The sequence below is a fragment of the Skermanella stibiiresistens SB22 genome, from assembly GCF_000576635.1.
Lineage (GTDB): Bacteria > Pseudomonadota > Alphaproteobacteria > Azospirillales > Azospirillaceae > Skermanella > Skermanella stibiiresistens.
Map to the genome: position 1 here is coordinate 39,460 of NZ_AVFL01000003.1, position 16,842 is coordinate 56,301.

Consider the following 16,842-nt stretch of genomic DNA (forward strand, 5'->3'; position numbering starts at 1 on the left):
GCTTCAGCGGCGCCCCAGCAGGACGCCCTTCGGATCGACGTGATTGCGCAGGAGGTCGAGTTCCTCCGCCGTCGGCATCGGCGTGGTCTCGGCTTGGGCGAAGGTGAGGCCGAAGTCGTGGTTTTCGTTGATGTCGGACAGCGACGCGCCGTGATGGATCGACTTCAGGCGGATCGAGCCGACCCGCTTGTCGAAGTCGAAGATGCATTTGGGCGTCACCACCCATTCCGGACCGCCATGAGTCAGCCCCAGCTTGGCGCGGCCCTCCATGCCGCCGGGATAGCCCACGCCGGAGACGTAATCGACGCGGCGGACGAAGTTGCGGCGGGCGTGGTGGGGCATCATCACGTATTCGCGGCCGAACAGGGTCATGTGCTCGGGCAGCAGGATGGGGCCGACCAGGCGGACCTTCGGCTTGCGGTAGTCGCCGACGCAGACGGTGTTGACGTTGCCCACGGCGTCGACCTGGACGCCGGAGCTGAAGCCGAAATCGATGTCGCCGCGCTTGATCGCCCATTGGCCGGGATAGCTGATCATCTGCGCCTCGCAGGGGAGGTCGCGGAGCACGGCGTCGAATTCGGAATCCGGCATCACGTCGAGCGAGCGGAGGTCCGGATTGTGCGACCATCCCGCCAGCAGGATCGTCAGGTCGGGCGCGTGCATGGCCTGGGCCAGCGACATGGCCGCCAGCGGCATCGAGGTGCCGTAGAGGGCGGCTGCCCCGCCGGTCACCAGACCGGTGAAGCCGACCTCGCCATTCTTGAACGAGCGCGCCAGATTGACGGTGATGATCTCGGCGATGGAAGGAGCGTCCGTCGGGCTTTTTGAATGATCGCTCATAGCCGGTCGATCTCCGTCAGGCTGGTGAGTTGCTTGATGCCGACCAGGGCGAGATAGGCCATGTGGTCCGCCGGGCCGTGGACGTAGCGGTCGATATAGCGCTGGAAGCCGTCGGCGCTGGCCGAGGCGGCGATGTATTCGGCGAAATGCGCGTCGTCCGCCCGATAGCGCCCCAGAACCGAACAGGGGTGCGCTCCCCAGGGGGCCTCGACCACCAGCGTGGTCTTGTACGAGGGGATCTGGACTTGGGCGGCGTGGCGGCGGATCTCGGCGTCGGACACGATGGTTTCCGCCGTCACGATGACGGTGTCGCAACCCCGCGCCATGATCACGTCGAGGCTTTGCGGCAGCAGGTGGCGCTGGGGCAGGATGACGTTGCCGTGCCTGTCGGCGGCGACGGCGTGGATCACCACGACATCCGGGTCGGCCGGCGGGACCGCGTGCATCGCCCTGCCCGTCAGCGGACAGGTGAACGGCTTGATGTCCTTGTTGTGGGTCAGGACATCGGTGCCGCCCAGGTAATCGCACGGCCAGAAGCTCAGGTTCTCCTGACTGGCGCGGAAACGGTCGAAGCTGAGGATTTCGGAATAGTCGACGACCTCCAGGGTTCCGCGCTCAATGGCGCGGCGGAAGTTCGGGGCGAGCCCGAACTTCTCCAACCCGACATACGAGGTCTCGACCTTGGCGAGGCAGCCGGCCCCGGCGAGGAGGTCGACCTCGTTGCCGTTGACCGTGCCGACCACCGTCAGGTCCTTCCGCCCGGCCCGGATCAACTCGCGGACAACCGCCATGGGATGCTGGTAGATGGCGAAACCGCCGATCGCGAGGCGTGTTCCGTCCGGGATCAGGGCGACCGCGTCGGCGATCGTTCCGATCTTGGATGTTCTGTCTGTCACGGGAGTGATCCGATGCTCGGATTGCAGGTAATATCGCGGGGGTGGGAGGCCGGCCTTCTCAGAGGCTGAGGCGCGACGGCAGGATGCGGCGCTTGCCCTCCTTCGGGTCGTACCACTCCAGCACGTTCTCCTTGGTGATCATCGGCGATTCGAAGGCGATCTTCTTGGGGATCGGCTTCTTCTGGAGCACGCGGATGGCGGCCTCGACGCCCTCGACGCCGAACGGCAGGTATTCCCACACGGCGTCCAGCGTGCCGGTGTGGATCGCCTCCAGGGCCTCGGGCGTCAGCCCGTCGAAGCCGGTGAAGAACATGTCCTTCTCGCGGCCGAACTCGCCGGCGGCCTTGACGGCGCCCAAGGCCATGTCGTCGTTGTGGCAGTAGACCGCGTCGATCTTGGGGTTGGCCTGGAGGGCGTCCTCCATGCCTCGGATCGCCTGGGTGCGGTCATAGTTGGCGACGACATGGGAGACGACCTTGATGCCGGGGGCGGCGTCGATCACCTCGCGCCAGCCGCTGCCGCGCTGCTGGTTGATCAGCGAGCCGGGCTTGCCCTCGATCTGGACGACATTGCCCTCGCCGTTCAGCTTCTTGACGTAGTACTGGCCGGCCTGCCGGGCGGTGCCGATCATGTCTGTCGACAGCAGGACATCGAAGTCGGCGCCCTCGGGCAGGGGCGAGCTGAGCACGACGATGGGAACACCGGCGCGGTTGATCTCCTGCACCGCCGGGCGGATCGCCTCGGCGTAGTAGGTCGAGATGATGATCACGTCGACATTGCGGACCAGCAAATCCTCGATGTCGCGAAGCTGCTTGGTCGGCTGGTCGTTGGCGTCGTAGACGATCGTGTTCATGCCGTATTTCTTGGCGGTCTCAACGACGCCCGCCTGCATCTGCTTGATCCATTCGGTGTTCGAGAACGACATGGTGAAGCCGATGGTCTTGCCCTCGACCCCCGTCTCGCCCCAGGCGGTGCGGCCGATGAACGGCAGGCCGGCGGCACCGGCGATCCCGGCGGCTCCAACCTTCAGGAAGTCGCGGCGGCGGGGCAGCCAAATCTCGTCTTTTGACATTTCAGGGTTTCCTCCGGTTTGACCGTTTATTAGCTTGTTGGGATTTTTATTTGCGTTTCCGCCATTCGCTGACGACCACGGCCAGGACGATGATCACGCCCTTGAGCAGCATCTGCGAGTAGGGGGAGATGTTGAGCAGGTTGAGGACGTTCGACAGGAAGGCCAGGATCAACACGCCCAGCACAGTGCCGTGGACGCTGCCGACGCCGCCGTCGAAGGTGGTGCCGCCGATTAGGGTCGCGGCGATGGCGTCCAGCTCGAACAGGGTGCCGCCGTTCGGCTCGCCCACCGTCAGGCGGCTCGCCATGATCACGCCGGCGAAGGCCGCCAGCACGCCGCTGATGCAGTAGACGCGGATCTTGTTGCGGTCCACGTTGATGCCGGACAGGCGGGCCGCCTCCTCGTTGGCGCCCACCGCGAAGATCTCGCGGCCGAATACGGTGTAGCGCAGCACCAAGGCGCACAGGGCCCAGATCAGCACGAAGACGACGACCGGCACCGGAACTGGTCCGATATAGGCGGAACCGAGCCAGGTGAAGGCGTCGGTCGGCTTGTCGACCACGATGTTGCTGCCGTTGGTGTAGACGAACACCAGGCCGCGCGCGAAGATCATCATGCCCAGCGTGGCGATGAATGGCTGCAGGCGCAGCTTGGTGATCATCAACCCGTTGGCGAGCCCCAGGACGAGGCCGGAAACCAGGCCGATGCTGGCGGCGATCCCGATACCGTAGTCGGCGAAGGACGCGGTCAGCGCCGCCGACAGCCCGACCAGCGAACCGACCGACAGGTCGATGCCGCGGTTCAGGATGACGTAGGTCATGCCGATCGCGACGATGCCGACCATGGTGGCGCCGCGCAGCACGTTGAAGATGTTGCGGGTCGACAGGAAGTACGGCGACAGCAGCGACGCCACGACCAGGATGACGATCAGCGCCAGCACGTTGCTGTACTGGACCAGGAATCGCGTCCAGTTGATCGAGCTGGCGCCCGTTTGGGCGCCCATCTTGGAAGAAGGCGCCAGATCAGGTCCGGACGACTTGGCCGGCTGGATGTGTTGGGTCATGGGTAGGCCCCTTGGGCGGGAGTGTTGCTCGGAAGGGCGAGCGCCAGGACGCTCTCCTCGGTCGCGGCGTCGCCCGCGACCTCGCCGCTCAACCGGCCCCGTTCCATGACGAGAACGCGGTCGCTCATGCCGAGGACTTCCGGCAGCTCCGATGAAATCAGGATGACGGCTTTGCCGTCGCGGGCGAGCTGGTCGACCAGCCGGTAGATCTCGCTCTTGGCGCCGACGTCGATGCCGCGGGTCGGCTCGTCGAAGATGATCAGCTCGACGCCTTTGACGATCCAGCGCGCCAGGATGCATTTCTGCTGGTTGCCGCCGCTGAGCAGCTGGATCGGCTGTTCGGCGCTGGGCGTGCGGATGTTGAGCGCGCCGATGTAGTCCTTGGCGATGGCGTTCCGCGCCCGTTCGCGGATCATGCCGCCCGACGAGAACTTCTCGGGTGCCGCGCAGGTGATGTTCTCCTTGACCGCCAGCGGCATGAACAGCCCGTCACGGCGGTCCTCGGCGATGTAGGCGATGCCGAGCGCTATGGCGTCGGCCGGGTGGCGGATGCGGGCGGGCTTGCCGTGGACCTTGACGGCGCCGCGTTGGACCGGATCGGCGCCGTAGATGCCGCGCGCCAGCTCGGTCCGGCCGGCGCCGACCAGACCGGCGATGCCGACCACCTCGCCCCGGCGGACCATGAACGAGACATCGCGGAAACCGCGCCCGGTCAAGCCCTCGACCTCCAGGATCGGCTCGCCCGGCACCCTGCCCTTGGCGGGAAAGCGGTTGCCGAGATCGCGGCCGACCATCTGGGTGACGAGTTCGGCCTTGTTGGTGTGGGCGACGGTCGCCTCGGCGACCTTGCGGCCGTCCTTGAGCACGGCGACGCGCTGGGCGATCTGGAAGATCTCATCCAGATGGTGCGAGATGTAGATGAAGCTGACACCCGACGCCTGGAGGTCCCTGACGATGCCGAACAGCACGTCGACCTCGACGGGTGTCAGGCTGGCGGTCGGCTCGTCCAGCACGATCAGGCGCGAGTTGAAGGCCAGCGCCTTGGCGATCTGGAGCAGCTGCCGCTCGGCGATGGACAGGTGTTCGGCGGTGGTCTTCGGCTCCAGCCGGAGACCGACGCGGCGCAGCAGTTCGCGGGTGATCGCGTGCGCTTTCCCCCAGTCCACGGTGCCGAGGCGCGTCTTAGGCAAATGACCAATTAAAACGTTTTCGGAAATGCTCAAAGGCAGGCACAGCTTGGGTTCCTGGTGAACCATGCTGACACCGCGCTCCAGCGCCGCGTGGGGCGTCGGGAACGAAACCGTCTCGCCGTTGAGGATGATCTCGCCGGAATCGGGCTGGTAAATGCCGTTCAGGATCTTCATCAGGGTCGATTTGCCGGCGCCGTTCTCACCGATCAGCGCAACAACCTCACCCTCCCCGACCGTCACATCGACCGAATCGAGGGCTCTGACACCTGGAAAGCTTTTGGAAATTTCTTTGAGCCGAAGCAGGGGTATAGGTCCGCCCATCCGCTCTCCTCCTCATTTGTCTCTCCGGCTTGAGCCGTGAGTTTTTTCTTGTGTTCTCCTATTAAAACGTTTTTACTTCGGCCTGCAAGCATTTTTTGGTGCCAACAATGCCGAATAAAAACGACGGCTCGGAAGCACGGGTGGACTCCATGCCAACCAACACCAACGCCGGCTCGACCGCGAACGGCGCCGCCCGGCCGACCATCCTGGATCTGGCGGCGGCGTGCGGCGTATCGCCCGCCACCGTGTCGAACGCGCTGGCGGACAAGCCGAACGTCAAGGCGTCGACCCGGGAGATGGTCCGCCGCAAGGCCGCCGAGATGGGCTATCACGCCTCGGCCACCGCGCGCGGGTTGCGGCTGGGGCGGAGCTGGTCGATCGGGCTGGTGGTCGGCGACATCGCCAACCCCTTCGTGCCGGAGGTCGTGCGCGGCGTCGAGGACGTGGTCTGGCGGGCGCGGAAGAACCTGATCCTGTGCAACACCGATTTCCAGGCCGACAAGAAGACCGCCTATGTCCGTTCGCTGCTGGACAAGAACATCGAGGGGCTGATCGTCCTGTCGCAGGTCCTGAGCCCGTCCGACATGCGGCTGGTCGAGGCGGCGGACGTGCCGCTGGTGACGGTCAATCGGGGAACTCCCGGCTACACCTCCGACTATGTCGGCATCGACAATCACGCCGGCGTCCGCATGGCGATGGACTATCTGGTCGGGCTGGGACACCGCAGGATCGGCTTCATCAAGGGCTTGCCCTCCTCCAACTCGGCCCTGGACCGCTTCGCCGCCTACACCGAGGCGGTCGAGCGCCATGGCCTGGACAGCGATCCCTCGCTGGTCATGCCCGGCGATTACGACATGGAGAGCGGCGACAGCGGCGCCCGGGCGATCATGGCGTCCGCGATCCCGCCGACCGCCATCGTCGCGGCCAACGACCAGATGGCCCTTGGGGCGCTGGGCGCGCTGCACGAGTTGGGCCTGAGGGTACCCGACGACGTCTCCGTCGTCGGTTTCGACAACATCCAGCTGGCGGCCCATCCGCTGCTGAACCTGACGACCATCAACCACCCCAAGCGCGAGACGGGCGACGCCGCGGCGCGTCTGCTGCTGCAGCGGATCCTGGGGAAGATGGTCGATCCCCCCCGCTCGGTGGTCCTGAAGCCGTCGCTGATCGTGCGCGGCTCGTCCGGACCGCCCAAGCCGGCGCCCGCGCCGAAACGCAAGAAATCCGCGACAGCGAAGAACAAATCCGACCAGTGAGAGTGAGCGACCGTGAAAGAAAAACTGAAGAACCTGGAGGAAGCCCTGGCCCCGATCTCGTCGGGAAACACCCTGACGATCGGCGGAAGCCTGCTCCGCAGACAGCCGAACGCCGCCGTGCGGTCCCTGATCCGGCGCGGCGTCACCGACCTGACGGTGCTGACCTGGGCCGCCACCACGGCCACCGACATGCTGGCCGCCGCCGGCGCCCTGCGGCGGTACGAGGGCATCTACACCGGCATGTTCAGCTATGGCCTGGCGCCCAACTTCCGGCGCGCGGTCGAACAAGGCGCCATCGAGGTCCGCGACTTCTCCGAGACCGCCATGGTGGCTCGATTCCGCGCGACCACCCAGGGGCTGGAGTTCATGCCGATCAAGACCCTGCTGGGCTCGGACATCGCGCGCCACAATCCCGAGCAGATCCGCCCGTTCCCCTGCCCCTATACCGGCGAACCGCTCCAGGCGGTCGCGGCGGCCAAGTCCGACTTCACCATCATCCACGGCTATGTCGGCGACAAGTACGGCAACGTCCAATGGCCGATCGTCCGCGACAGCGACGACATCGACCAGATGATGGCGAGCGCCGCCAAGCGGCTGATCGTGACGGTCGAGAAGATCATCCCGCATGAGGAGATCATGAAGCGGCCGACGCTGACCTACATCCCCGGCAATTGGGTGGAGGCGATCGTCGAGGTTCCGTACGGCGCCCATCCCGTGTCGTGCGACGGCCACTACGACGAGGACGACGCGCACCTGACGGATTATCTGGCGCGCAGCAAGACGGCGGAGGGCGCCAACGCCTATCTCGACGAATACGCGCGGCGGCCCGCCGGGCACGACGACTACATCGCCATGGTCGGCGGCTTGTCGGCCCTGCGCACTCTCGACGTCCAGCCCTGAGAGCCTTGTCATGCCAGAAAATAAAATCGATTTTACGACCAACGAGCTGGTGACCGCCCTCATCTCCCGCGAGATCCGCGACGGCGATCTCGCCTTCGTCGGTGTCGGCACCAATGGCCGCGCCTTCACCCTGGCGGTCGGCATCCCCCTGACGGCGGTGCGGCTGGCCCAGATGACGCACGCCCCGGCGGCGTCGGTCTATTGGGGCAACCTGCTGGAGCCGGATCTGTCCAGCATGCCGGCCGATCTGAGGCAGGACAGCTTCACCCGCTGGCAAGCCGCCGCGTGCCCGTCCGACACCGGCGTCAAATGCGACATGCTGGCCAGGCGCGCCTTCGACGTCTGCTTCGACAGCGGGGCGCAGGTCGACCGCTTCGGCAACCTGAACATCACCGCGATCGGCGACTACCGGAAGCCCAAGGTGCGGCTGGTCGGCTGCCTGGCCCAGCCGGAGCACTTCGCCTTCGTGCCGCGCCCGATCGTGGTGGTCGACCTGGACCGCCGCGTCTTCGTCGAGAAGGTCGATTTCATCACCAGCGTCGGCCACCTGCGGGGCGGCACGTCGCGGCGCGACGTCGGCCTGTCGGAAGGCGGTCCGCACATCGTGGTGACGGACAAGGCGATCTTCGACTTCGCGCCCGACACCAAGGCGATGCGGCTGCGCTCGCTCCATCCCGGCGTCGGGTTGGAGGAAGTCTTCGACAACATGGGGTTCCGGCCGGTGGTGCCAGACGAGGTTCCGACCACCCCCTCCCCCAATGCCCGCGAGTTGGAATTGATCCGTCAGGTGATCGATCCGAACCGCGTCCTGCTGCGCGTTTGAGGTTGCGACATGGCTGATCCAGTGAGGAAGGGCCCCCTGCACGGGCTCAAGGTGCTCGACCTGTCGCGTTTCATCGCCGGCCCCCAATGCGGCATGACGCTGGGCGACCTGGGCGCCGACGTGGTCAAGGTCGAGCGGCCCCGCTTCGGCGACGACACCAGGACCCTGGCGCCGCAGGTCGCGGGCGAGAGCCTTTATTTCATGGTGTTCAACCGCAACAAGCGCGGCATCACCCTGAACTTCCGCGACCCGAAGGCCCAGGAGACGCTGCGCGAGTTGGTCAAGCAGGCCGACATCCTGATCGAGAACTTCCGGCCCGGCACCATGGAGAAGATGGGCTGCGGCTGGGACGACCTGCGCCGGATCAACCCGAGGCTGATCATGGCCCGCATCTCCGGCTATGGCCAGACCGGACCGATGGCGGGCGAACCCTGCTTCGACGTGATCGCCCAGGCCAGTTCCGGGCTGATGGAGATCACCGGCGATCCCGACGGTCCGCCGACCACCGCCGGCACCTTCGTGGTCGACTACTCCACGGCGCTCTACGCCACCATCGGCATCCTGGCGGCCTTGGAACACCGCAACCGGACGGGAGAGGGCCAGTTGGTCGACGCCAGCCTGATGGGCAGCGCCACCTCGCTGCTGGTGACGGCGATCCCGGAACAGCTGCTGCTGGGTCAGTCGATGACCCGAATGGGCAACCGCGACCGCTACTCCGCCCCGGCGCAGACCTTCCAGGCCGCCGACGGCGCGTGGCTCCACATGGTGGCCGGCAACGACGCCCATTTCCCGCGTCTGACCCGCATCATGAACCGGCCGGAGCTGCTGGAGGACCCGCGTTTCGCCAACCACGCCGCGCGCATGGCCCACATCCCCGAGATCGAGGCGATCGTGTCGGAGTGGATCGCCGGCAAGCCGGCGGACGAGGTCGTCGCCTTGCTGCGCCAAGCCGAATTGCCGGTGGCCAAGATCGCGACCTTGCCGGACGTGGTCGCCAACCCGTACATGCGGGAGTCGGGACATATCGTCGATGTCGAGCACGCGACCGCCGGCACGGTGCCGATGCAGGGACTGCCGGTCCGGCTGAACGTCACCCCCAGCACGATCCGGCGCGCGGCCCCGACCCTGGGCGAGCACACCGCCGAGGTGCTGGAGCAGTGGCTCGGCATGACGGCCGGCGATGTCGAGACGCTGCGGCGCTCCGGCACCCTGTGATCCCGTCTCCGTCCTCCAAGCCCTAAAACGATTCAGCCAGTCGCCGCGCGCTGACCGCGGCAGGAGTCCTCCTCTTTCGCTCGACCTCAAGGACGCCTCGCTGTTCCGCCAGCGGGCCCGGATCGACGGGCGCTGGAACAATTCCGACCAGGGCGGCGTGGGGTGACGGAGGCGAGGTGACAAGCGCCGGAGTGACACGGGGCCGGGAACGCGGTAGGCTGGCGGGCAGTTCACGAGGGGGTGCCTCATGTCCACGCCACTGTCCACGCCAGCCGAGACCGAGCCAGCGAAGGCCGAGCCAGCGAAGGCCGAGCCGGGGCGCGATGGCGTCAAGGGTTCCGTGGTCACCGTCCGTCCCGATCGGGAGATCCTGACGCGGCAGGGGTTACCGAACTTCCTGGGCATCTCGGGCGCCACGGCGGGGTCCACGGGCCTGTGCATGAACATCGTCGTCATACCGCCCGGCGGCCAAGCCGAGGCGCATTACCACGACGGCTACGAGACGGCGATCTTCCTGCTCGAAGGCACCGTGGAGACGCTGTACGGCGACGGGCTGCGCCAGTCCGTCGTCAACACCGCCGGGGAATTCCTGTTCATCCCGCCCTTCGTGCCGCATCAGCCGAGGAACCTGAGCGCCACCGAACCCGCCCGCGCGATCGTCGCCCGGAACGATCCCAACGAGCGGGAGAGCGTGGTGATGTACGACCCGGAGCGGGACGCGTAGCCATCCGGCGCGTGCCCCACCGTCACGGCCCCACCCTCAGGGCATCGCCTTGAGGAACGCCTTGACCAGGGCGGCGGAGTTGTCGGACGCCAGTTGGAAGAAGGTGACCATCTCGTTCTCGCCGTCGCCGCCCCCGGCCAGATCGGACAGGCTGCGGAAGGCGACGAAGGGCGTGCCGTTGACGTGGGCGACATGGGCCACGGCGGCGCTTTCCATGTCGAGGACAGACGCTTTGAACGCCTCGCCGACATATTCCCGGAACGCCTTGTTGTCGACGAAGGCCTGACCCGAGACGCCGTTGCCGCCGACCACGACCTTGGGCTGGCGGTTGAGGCATTTGCCGTCTGCCGTGCAGCGCGCCAGCACCGTGGTGGCGGCGGCGGTCCTGGCGATGTCGAGCAACCGGGCGTCGGCCTGGAACCAGACCTTCTCCTCGGGCTTGCCCCCCGCCTTGGCGATCTGGACCGGCTGGGGAAAGATCATGCCATGGTTGGTGCCGCGCTCGGCGAAGGGCGGCAGTTGATAGCCGCCCGGCACCTCGCGGGCGAAGACGGCTTCCAGGTATTGGCTCCACGCCGCCGGCACGATGACGTCGCCGATCCTCAGCTCGGGATCGACACCGCCGGCGATGCCGGAGAACACGATCCGGTCGATGGTGAAGCGGTCGAGCGCCATCTGGGTCGTCATCGCGGCGTTGACCATGCTGACGCCGCTGAGGAACAGGACGACCGGCTTCCGCTCGATCGTGCCGGTCATGAAGACGGTGCCGTTGACGACATGCTCCTCGCGGCCCTCCAGGCTGGCGCGCAAGGCGAGCCATTCCGGCTGGAACGCCGAGATGATGGCGGAGCGGTGGACGGTGTCGAGGGGGCCGGTGGCGGCGGCCGCCGGGGCCGCCTGCCCGATCAGGACCAGCGCCATCGCCACCAGTCCGGCCAGTCGGGCGAGCGCCGCGGGGAACCGGCCCGGCGCGCGGGGGGCCGGTGGGGTGTCTTGGAACTGCATGCCGGATGGCTCCCGATTAGACTTCAAGGTTGAAAATGGTAAATGAGGCACGCCAGCCCCTCAAGTCCGGATCGCCGGGGCGCGGTTCGCCTTGTTGACGATGCGGCTCCACTCTGTTGGAGTGTCCGGCATCTTCATCCGGGGTTTGAATCGGGTGGGTCAAACAAGACGTGGGGGCGGGTATGGCGAGATATGACGAGACGATGTCGGCGTTGCCGAGGGCCGAGGTCGAACTGACCGGCGACAGGATGACGGCCGGCTGGCAGGACGGGTTGCTGCTGATCGGGCGCGTGGCGATCGGCGCCATCTTCGTGATGAGCGGGTTTGGAAAGCTGATGAACCTGTCGGGCTTCACCGCCGGCATGGAGGCCGCGGGCGTGCCCGCCGCGTCGTTCACAGCACCGCTGGGTGCGGCCATCGAGTTCTTCGGCGGGCTCGCGATCATCCTGGGCGCCTGGACTTGGCTGGCGGCCCTGCTGGTCGCCCTCTTCACCGTGGTCGCCACGGCCATCGCGCACCGGTACTGGGCGGTGCCGGCCGAGCAGATGGCGGCGCAGCAGACGCAGTTCATGAAGAACCTCGCGATCATCGGCGGGTTGCTGGCCTTCGCGGCGGCGGGCCCCGGCCGCATCAGCATCGACGGTTTCCGGTGGCGCCGGGAGAACAGCCGGTACCTGTAGGGGTTCGGCGGGACGCTTCGGGAAGGTTGGGGCGCTTGGGGCCGGGGCCGCGCCCTAGCGGGAGGCGGCGATGGGCTGGAATCCCGCAGGCTCCAGAAGCGCCGTGAAGTCGGCGATGATCTTCTCGATTTCACGGGAAAGGTCATCTTGGGTCATCCGCCAGTCCGGCTTGGACTTGGCGGATGGCTTCGGGGCCGCGGTTTGGGCTTCCGCTTGGGCCGGAACTTCGGCGGGGGCTGGAGCCGGTGCCCCTGTAAAAACCCCGGGAAGGTCATCAAAGGTCATCAAACCGGGGTCGGGGTCATCCTGCGCATCCTGCGCGGCGGCGAGTTTAACGGCGGCGAGCTTGGCGGTCGCGGCGACATAGTCGGGGCGGAAGCGGATGGGATCAAAGTCCTCGTCCGGATCACCGGGGAGGTTCTCCAAGTCGGCGTCGGGGTGTGGCTGGGTGTCGTGCGCGCCGGAATAATGCTGGGCGATCCGTTTGTCCTGGATGACGCCGCGCAGCTTCAGGCGGAATTCGATGGCGCGGAGAGCCAAGGCCGGGCGCTTGCTCTGGAAAGCGTCCTCGATGACCCAGCCGACCTGCTCGTCCGCCTCGTCCAAATGGGCTTGGTGCTGGGCGCGGCGTTCGGCGCGGATTTCGTCAATGCGGAGGCGGATTTCTGGCTGGCTCATCAGGAAGGCCCCGCGCTGCTTGGCGCCATTGGCCGAGTACCCAGCCCGCCTCGCCGCCTCCGCCGCGCCGACATTGAACGACATCGCCTCGCAGAAGTCTTCCTGGCGCGTGGTCAGCACCGGGCGGGTGGAGGCCGTTTCGGCGGCGGCTGGGGTCTTCATGGCGGGTGCCTTCCGGGAAATAGGACTGACAATGGAAAAATATCCCATTCTAACGGCGGAGGCAAGATCAAGAACGATATCCCCAGGCCGGTCAGGGCGAGCGATCCGGCGATCATGTCGTGGTGGGACATCACCAGCGTGCCAAGGGCCAAGCCGTCGATCGAGAGGGCGACGTTCAGCACCGGGAGGGCGGGATAGAGGGCGGGATAGAGGCCGGTCAGGCTGTAGGGCAGACCGATCAGCGGCAGGAACACGCCCCAGATCACCAGGAGCTTGCCCAGCGTGCGCCGGTGCGGCGGCGGTTGGAGGTGGGCGTGTGGGGGCGCCGGTGGGTATGGGTACGGGGATGTCGCGGGTGATGCTGGTGCCGCGAAGGGGCAGCGGTACTGGATTTCGCACATGGATGATGATCCGCGTCTCGGAGGAAGCGACACGACGAGGGGATGAGGCGGAAGAAAGGGGTCAGAGTGATTAAATTACTCTAATCCTCTCCCCACTCGCAACCCGGCCTTCGGCAGCCACCGCCTCGCCCATCCCCTTCAGGAAAGCCAGCCGGTCGTCATCGCCGAAGAACACCGCCTGCCGGTTGTTGCCCCCGCTACACGATGTGGTGCGTCTGGCGTGGCAGAATGAGGCGAGTGGAGCGCGGCGTGGCGGCAATCTCCGTGTTCAGGAGAGGACGATGGCAAGGAGCGGGAGGGTTGGTCAATAATTCACTCTGACCCCTTTTCCTCTACTGACCCCTTTTCCTCTATGAGAACTGTCCCTTATATTCGTGTCTCAGTCTAGGGGGGCATTATACTCCCGGGGCAGCATCTCCCACGGAATGCCGCTCCTCAACACGAACAGGATGCCGGTCAGCGCCGCCCGGTCATCGACCGGCGGCCGACCGCCTTTCGGACGGGGCGGACGTGACGGCAACAGCGGCGCCACCACCGCCCACAGCTCATCGCTGACAAGGGGTTTCGCCATGCCCCTCAGGTAGGCCCAAGCAACCCGTCCATCAAGGTTTTGTTAGGCGCTCTAAGCCTTGAGGGGCGAGCGATGCGGATGGGTTCGCGGCATGTGAGGCTGTTCCGATATGGTGGAAATCAAGCGGTTCGGATACCAGTGGAGTTCGAGCTCCCCGGCGATGAAGTCATCCTGCGCCGTGAAGGCGATAGGCTGGTGATCGAGCCAGTGGCCAAGCGCCGGCTTGCCGATCTACTCGCCACATGGGAACCGCTGGATGAGGACATTCCAGAATTCGTGGACGAACCCGTCGAACCCGAGGATGTGTTTTGACGGCCGCCATTCCACTCCACAGGCTCGAAACGAACATCATATCCGATCTCATCAAAAATCTACGAGGTAAGGTCGCTCAGCGTTTGCTGGCGGTTGGCGATGAGGCTATCCGCACCAGCATCATCGTCGCGGGAGAACCGCGATATGGATGTGCCAGGAAGGCATCGGCCAGACTGCTCCAGCGGGTTGACGATGTCCTCGACATCATACCGGTGCTGCCGTTCGATGTTCCGGCGGAAATCGCCTATGGCAGGATCAGATGTGACTTGGAATTGGACGGTCAACTTATTGGTGGAAACGATCCGCTGATCGCCGCCCCTGCGCGCGCGCTGGGGATGACACTGGTGACGGCCGGAATTCGGGAGTTCCGTTGGATCGCGGATTTGACGGTCGAGAATTGGCTGTAGGCCCATGATCTCCCGCGATGCCACTCTCTCCAGCGGGCTTCCCAACACACGGGCATGTCGATGCGAACTCTGATTGCTATGCCTTGACCAGACACTCGACACGCCGTCCCCGGATTTCCAGAGCCGGGATCGTCCGCCATGACGGGTGATCTGTTCGGGTTTGAGCCCGTTCCGGCTTGCCCGCCGGTCCCCGGCCTCGCCTATCTTGACGGCTGGACGGAGGGGGCCGCCGCAGTCGCGCTGCTGGGGAGGGTCGATGGCGGGAGTTGGTCGCACGATCTCAAACGGCGTGTTCGGCACTTCGGGTATCGTTATGACTATCGGGCACGATCGGTATCGGTTTCCGACCATCTCGGGCCGTTGCCCGATTGGCTGGCCGACTTGGGCCGGCGCTTGTTCAGGGAGGGCGTGTTCGATCAGCCTCCCGATCAGGTCATCATCAACGAGTATCCGCCGGGCCAGGGGATAGCTCCCCATGTCGATTGCATCCCCTGCTTTGGACCCAGCATAGCCATCATCAGCCTTGGCGGCGGCGTCGCGATGAGCTTTCGCCATACGGTGACCGACGAGTGCCATGAGATGATCCTCCGACCGGGGAGCCTCCTGTGCTTGTCCGGACCGGCTCGGTACGAGTGGACGCATGGGATTCCAGCGCGCAAGTCCGATATGGTTTCCGGGGTGAGGGTTCCGCGTTCCCGGCGGGTCTCGCTGACCTTCCGCACCATCATCCCCAGCGGGGCGTCGCCGGGATGAAGCGGGAAGTTTCGTCGGGGTCGCGCTTCGGATCGTGAACGGGTGATATGCGGAGTTCAGGTTGAGGCCGTCACGGTGGCCTTGGCGGGGAGATGACCGGATCAAGTCCGGTCATGACGAAAATAGAGTGGGAAAAACCCGCGATGCGCGTGTGCGACATCCTAGGTGGGCGCCCGTGGGGGCAAGTCCCGGATTTGGCGTATGGATGGGTGGGAGACCATGAGGTGGCACTTGCGGGGCCACATCCTTGGAAGAGCCGGGACTTGGCCCGGCACGTCCGTGAACTTGTACGCGACGGGGATCCCGCCGGTTTCGGAGAGGGTGGAGCCGTGCCTGGACGCGGTGCGGACACGCGCGATACCGCCTCGTGTGATGCCGATGGAGGTGGTCCTGGTGGGCACTGGGGAAATTTTGCGTATTTCGCGCAGGTGTCGTTGACATGATTGCTTCGAACGCGCAGTTTCAAGGCTATGCTCAGGTTCATTACGCGTGCTTCGCGTCATTGAAGACGTTATTTTGCGCGAAACACGCAGGGAGGAAATGATGAGGCAGATTCCGATCAAGCGGGCGATCGAGCGGGTGCCGGGAGGCATGATGGTCGTGCCGCTGCTGATTGGGGCGTTGATCGCGACGTTCTTCCCCGGCACGCCCAAGTTCTTCGGCTCGTTCACGGGCGCGCTGTTCAGCGGCGCCCTGACGATCCTGGCGGTTTTCTACGTCTGCATGGGCGCCAGCATCGACTTCAAGGCGACACCCTATATCCTGAAGAAGGGCGGCACGCTGTTCGCCGTCAAGATCGGGATCGCGATGCTGGTGGGTGTCATCTTCGGCCATTTCCTCGGCGAGGCGCCGATCCCCGGAGGGATCTTCGCGGGGCTGTCGACGCTGGCCGTGGTCGCCTCGCTGAACGACACCAATGGCGGGCTCTACATGGCGCTGATGGGCCAGTACGGCAGCCCGCGCGATGTCGGCGCCTATACCGTCATGTCGCTGGAGTCGGGGCCGTTCCTGACCATGGTGACCTTGGGCGTGGCCGGGCTTTCGGCGTTTCCCTGGCAAACCCTGGTCGGCAGCATCCTGCCGCTGATGGTCGGCATGCTGCTGGGCAACCTGGACCGGGAAATGCGCGACTTCCTCAAACGCGCCATTCCGGTGATGATCCCGTTCTTCGCCTTCGCCCTGGGGACGGGGCTGGACCTCTCCAAGATCTGGCAGGCCGGGTTGCTCGGCCTGGGGCTCGGCGTCGCGGTTGTGGTCGTCACCGGCATCCCGCTGTTCCTGGCCGACCGGCTGACCGGCGGAACGGGAGTGGCCGGCGTGGCGGCCGCCTCGACCGCCGGCAACGCGGCGGCGGTGCCCGCCATCGTGGCGGCCGCCAACCCGGCCTATGCCGAGTCCGCGGCGGCGGCCACCATCCTGGTGGCGGCGACCGTGGTCGTCACCGCCATCCTGGTGCCGCTGGTCACGGCCTGGACCGCGCGCGTCTTCGGCCAGCCGCAGGAGCGCGACAAGGGAACCGAGGAGGCGGAGGCCGACGCCGCTTTCGTCCCCGTCTCTCCGGGGAGCCGGTGAT

The 16,842-nt window shown here is 66.0% G+C and carries 18 protein-coding genes and 1 pseudogene; 10 read left to right on the forward strand and 9 right to left on the reverse strand.

Annotated features, from left to right (window positions below; all coding sequences use genetic code 11):
• Positions 1-3 precede the first annotated feature (3 nt).
• From N825_RS36220 to N825_RS05325, 5 genes are read right to left on the reverse strand one after another with little or no spacing between them, the layout of a single operon-like run.
• Positions 4-840: a hypothetical protein gene (locus tag N825_RS36220; RefSeq protein WP_051511578.1), complete on the reverse strand. Its 837-nt coding sequence runs from the start codon at positions 838-840 to the stop codon at positions 4-6.
• The gene (locus tag N825_RS05310; protein WP_051511579.1) at positions 837-1,736 is read right to left on the reverse strand and encodes a CoA transferase subunit A; all 900 of its coding nucleotides are present in this window, start codon (positions 1,734-1,736) and stop codon (positions 837-839) included. Before N825_RS05310 ends, N825_RS36220 begins: the two co-directional genes overlap by 4 nt.
• Before the next feature lie 58 nt (positions 1,737-1,794).
• Positions 1,795-2,808 (reverse strand): substrate-binding domain-containing protein, encoded by a 1,014-nt coding sequence (locus N825_RS05315; protein WP_051511580.1) that lies wholly within the window; start codon positions 2,806-2,808, stop codon positions 1,795-1,797.
• 46 nt (positions 2,809-2,854) lie between these two features.
• A complete protein-coding gene (locus N825_RS05320) occupies positions 2,855-3,871 on the reverse strand; it encodes an ABC transporter permease (RefSeq protein ID WP_051511581.1) in 1,017 nt (338 codons plus the stop codon).
• Entirely contained in the window at positions 3,868-5,382 is a 1,515-nt protein-coding gene (locus N825_RS05325; protein WP_037448037.1) for a sugar ABC transporter ATP-binding protein, read from the reverse strand. Before N825_RS05325 ends, N825_RS05320 begins: the two co-directional genes overlap by 4 nt.
• 149 nt (positions 5,383-5,531) lie before the next feature.
• On the opposite strand from N825_RS05325, the gene N825_RS05330 reads away from it, so the two are divergent.
• From N825_RS05330 to N825_RS05350, 5 genes are all read left to right on the forward strand, one after another.
• Positions 5,532-6,638, forward strand: coding sequence for a LacI family DNA-binding transcriptional regulator (locus tag N825_RS05330; protein WP_198038189.1), 1,107 nt, complete (start codon positions 5,532-5,534; stop codon positions 6,636-6,638).
• A 12-nt stretch (positions 6,639-6,650) separates the two neighbouring features.
• The gene (locus N825_RS05335; protein ID WP_051511584.1) at positions 6,651-7,538 is read left to right on the forward strand and encodes a CoA transferase subunit A; all 888 of its coding nucleotides are present in this window, start codon (positions 6,651-6,653) and stop codon (positions 7,536-7,538) included.
• Between the two features lie 10 nt (positions 7,539-7,548).
• Positions 7,549-8,361, forward strand: coding sequence for a CoA-transferase subunit beta (locus N825_RS05340; RefSeq protein ID WP_037448038.1), 813 nt, complete (start codon positions 7,549-7,551; stop codon positions 8,359-8,361).
• Between the two features lie 9 nt (positions 8,362-8,370).
• Entirely contained in the window at positions 8,371-9,576 is a 1,206-nt protein-coding gene (locus tag N825_RS05345) for a CaiB/BaiF CoA transferase family protein (RefSeq protein ID WP_037448041.1), read from the forward strand.
• Positions 9,577-9,823: 247 nt separating this feature from the next.
• Positions 9,824-10,300 (forward strand): cupin domain-containing protein, encoded by a 477-nt coding sequence (locus N825_RS05350; protein ID WP_084164376.1) that lies wholly within the window; start codon positions 9,824-9,826, stop codon positions 10,298-10,300.
• A gap of 36 nt (positions 10,301-10,336) precedes the next feature.
• Here the strand turns inward: N825_RS05350 and N825_RS05355 are convergent, their stop codons facing one another.
• The gene (locus N825_RS05355) at positions 10,337-11,305 is read right to left on the reverse strand and encodes a 5'-methylthioadenosine/S-adenosylhomocysteine nucleosidase (protein ID WP_084164378.1); all 969 of its coding nucleotides are present in this window, start codon (positions 11,303-11,305) and stop codon (positions 10,337-10,339) included.
• A gap of 182 nt (positions 11,306-11,487) precedes the next feature.
• On the opposite strand from N825_RS05355, the gene N825_RS05360 reads away from it, so the two are divergent.
• Positions 11,488-11,985: a DoxX family protein gene (locus N825_RS05360; RefSeq protein ID WP_245613015.1), complete on the forward strand. Its 498-nt coding sequence runs from the start codon at positions 11,488-11,490 to the stop codon at positions 11,983-11,985.
• Positions 11,986-12,039: 54 nt separating this feature from the next.
• On the opposite strand, the gene N825_RS05365 is transcribed toward N825_RS05360, so the two are convergent.
• From N825_RS05365 to N825_RS05375, 3 genes and pseudogenes are all read right to left on the reverse strand, one after another.
• Positions 12,040-12,825 (reverse strand): terminase small subunit, encoded by a 786-nt coding sequence (locus N825_RS05365; protein WP_037448044.1) that lies wholly within the window; start codon positions 12,823-12,825, stop codon positions 12,040-12,042.
• Positions 12,822-13,226, reverse strand: coding sequence for a hypothetical protein (locus N825_RS38700; protein ID WP_157618995.1), 405 nt, complete (start codon positions 13,224-13,226; stop codon positions 12,822-12,824). The genes N825_RS05365 and N825_RS38700 overlap by 4 nt, the downstream gene beginning before the upstream one ends.
• Before the next feature lie 400 nt (positions 13,227-13,626).
• Positions 13,627-13,797: pseudogene (locus N825_RS05375) on the reverse strand (transposase); the annotation flags it as partial.
• 78 nt (positions 13,798-13,875) lie between these two features.
• Here N825_RS05375 and N825_RS05380 point away from each other — a divergent pair.
• The 4 genes from N825_RS05380 to N825_RS05400 all read left to right on the forward strand — a co-directional run bounded on the left by N825_RS05380 (position 13,876) and on the right by N825_RS05400 (position 16,841).
• Complete coding sequence (locus tag N825_RS05380) at positions 13,876-14,109, forward strand: antitoxin (protein ID WP_037448621.1); 234 nt, start codon at positions 13,876-13,878, stop codon at positions 14,107-14,109.
• A complete protein-coding gene (locus N825_RS05385) occupies positions 14,106-14,516 on the forward strand; it encodes a type II toxin-antitoxin system VapC family toxin (RefSeq protein ID WP_245613016.1) in 411 nt (136 codons plus the stop codon). Before N825_RS05380 ends, N825_RS05385 begins: the two co-directional genes overlap by 4 nt.
• Positions 14,517-14,654: 138 nt before the next feature.
• Complete coding sequence (locus N825_RS05390) at positions 14,655-15,269, forward strand: alpha-ketoglutarate-dependent dioxygenase AlkB (protein WP_037448050.1); 615 nt, start codon at positions 14,655-14,657, stop codon at positions 15,267-15,269.
• Between the two features lie 543 nt (positions 15,270-15,812).
• Complete coding sequence (locus tag N825_RS05400) at positions 15,813-16,841, forward strand: 2-keto-3-deoxygluconate permease (RefSeq protein ID WP_037448626.1); 1,029 nt, start codon at positions 15,813-15,815, stop codon at positions 16,839-16,841.
• Position 16,842: the final 1 nt, after the last annotated feature.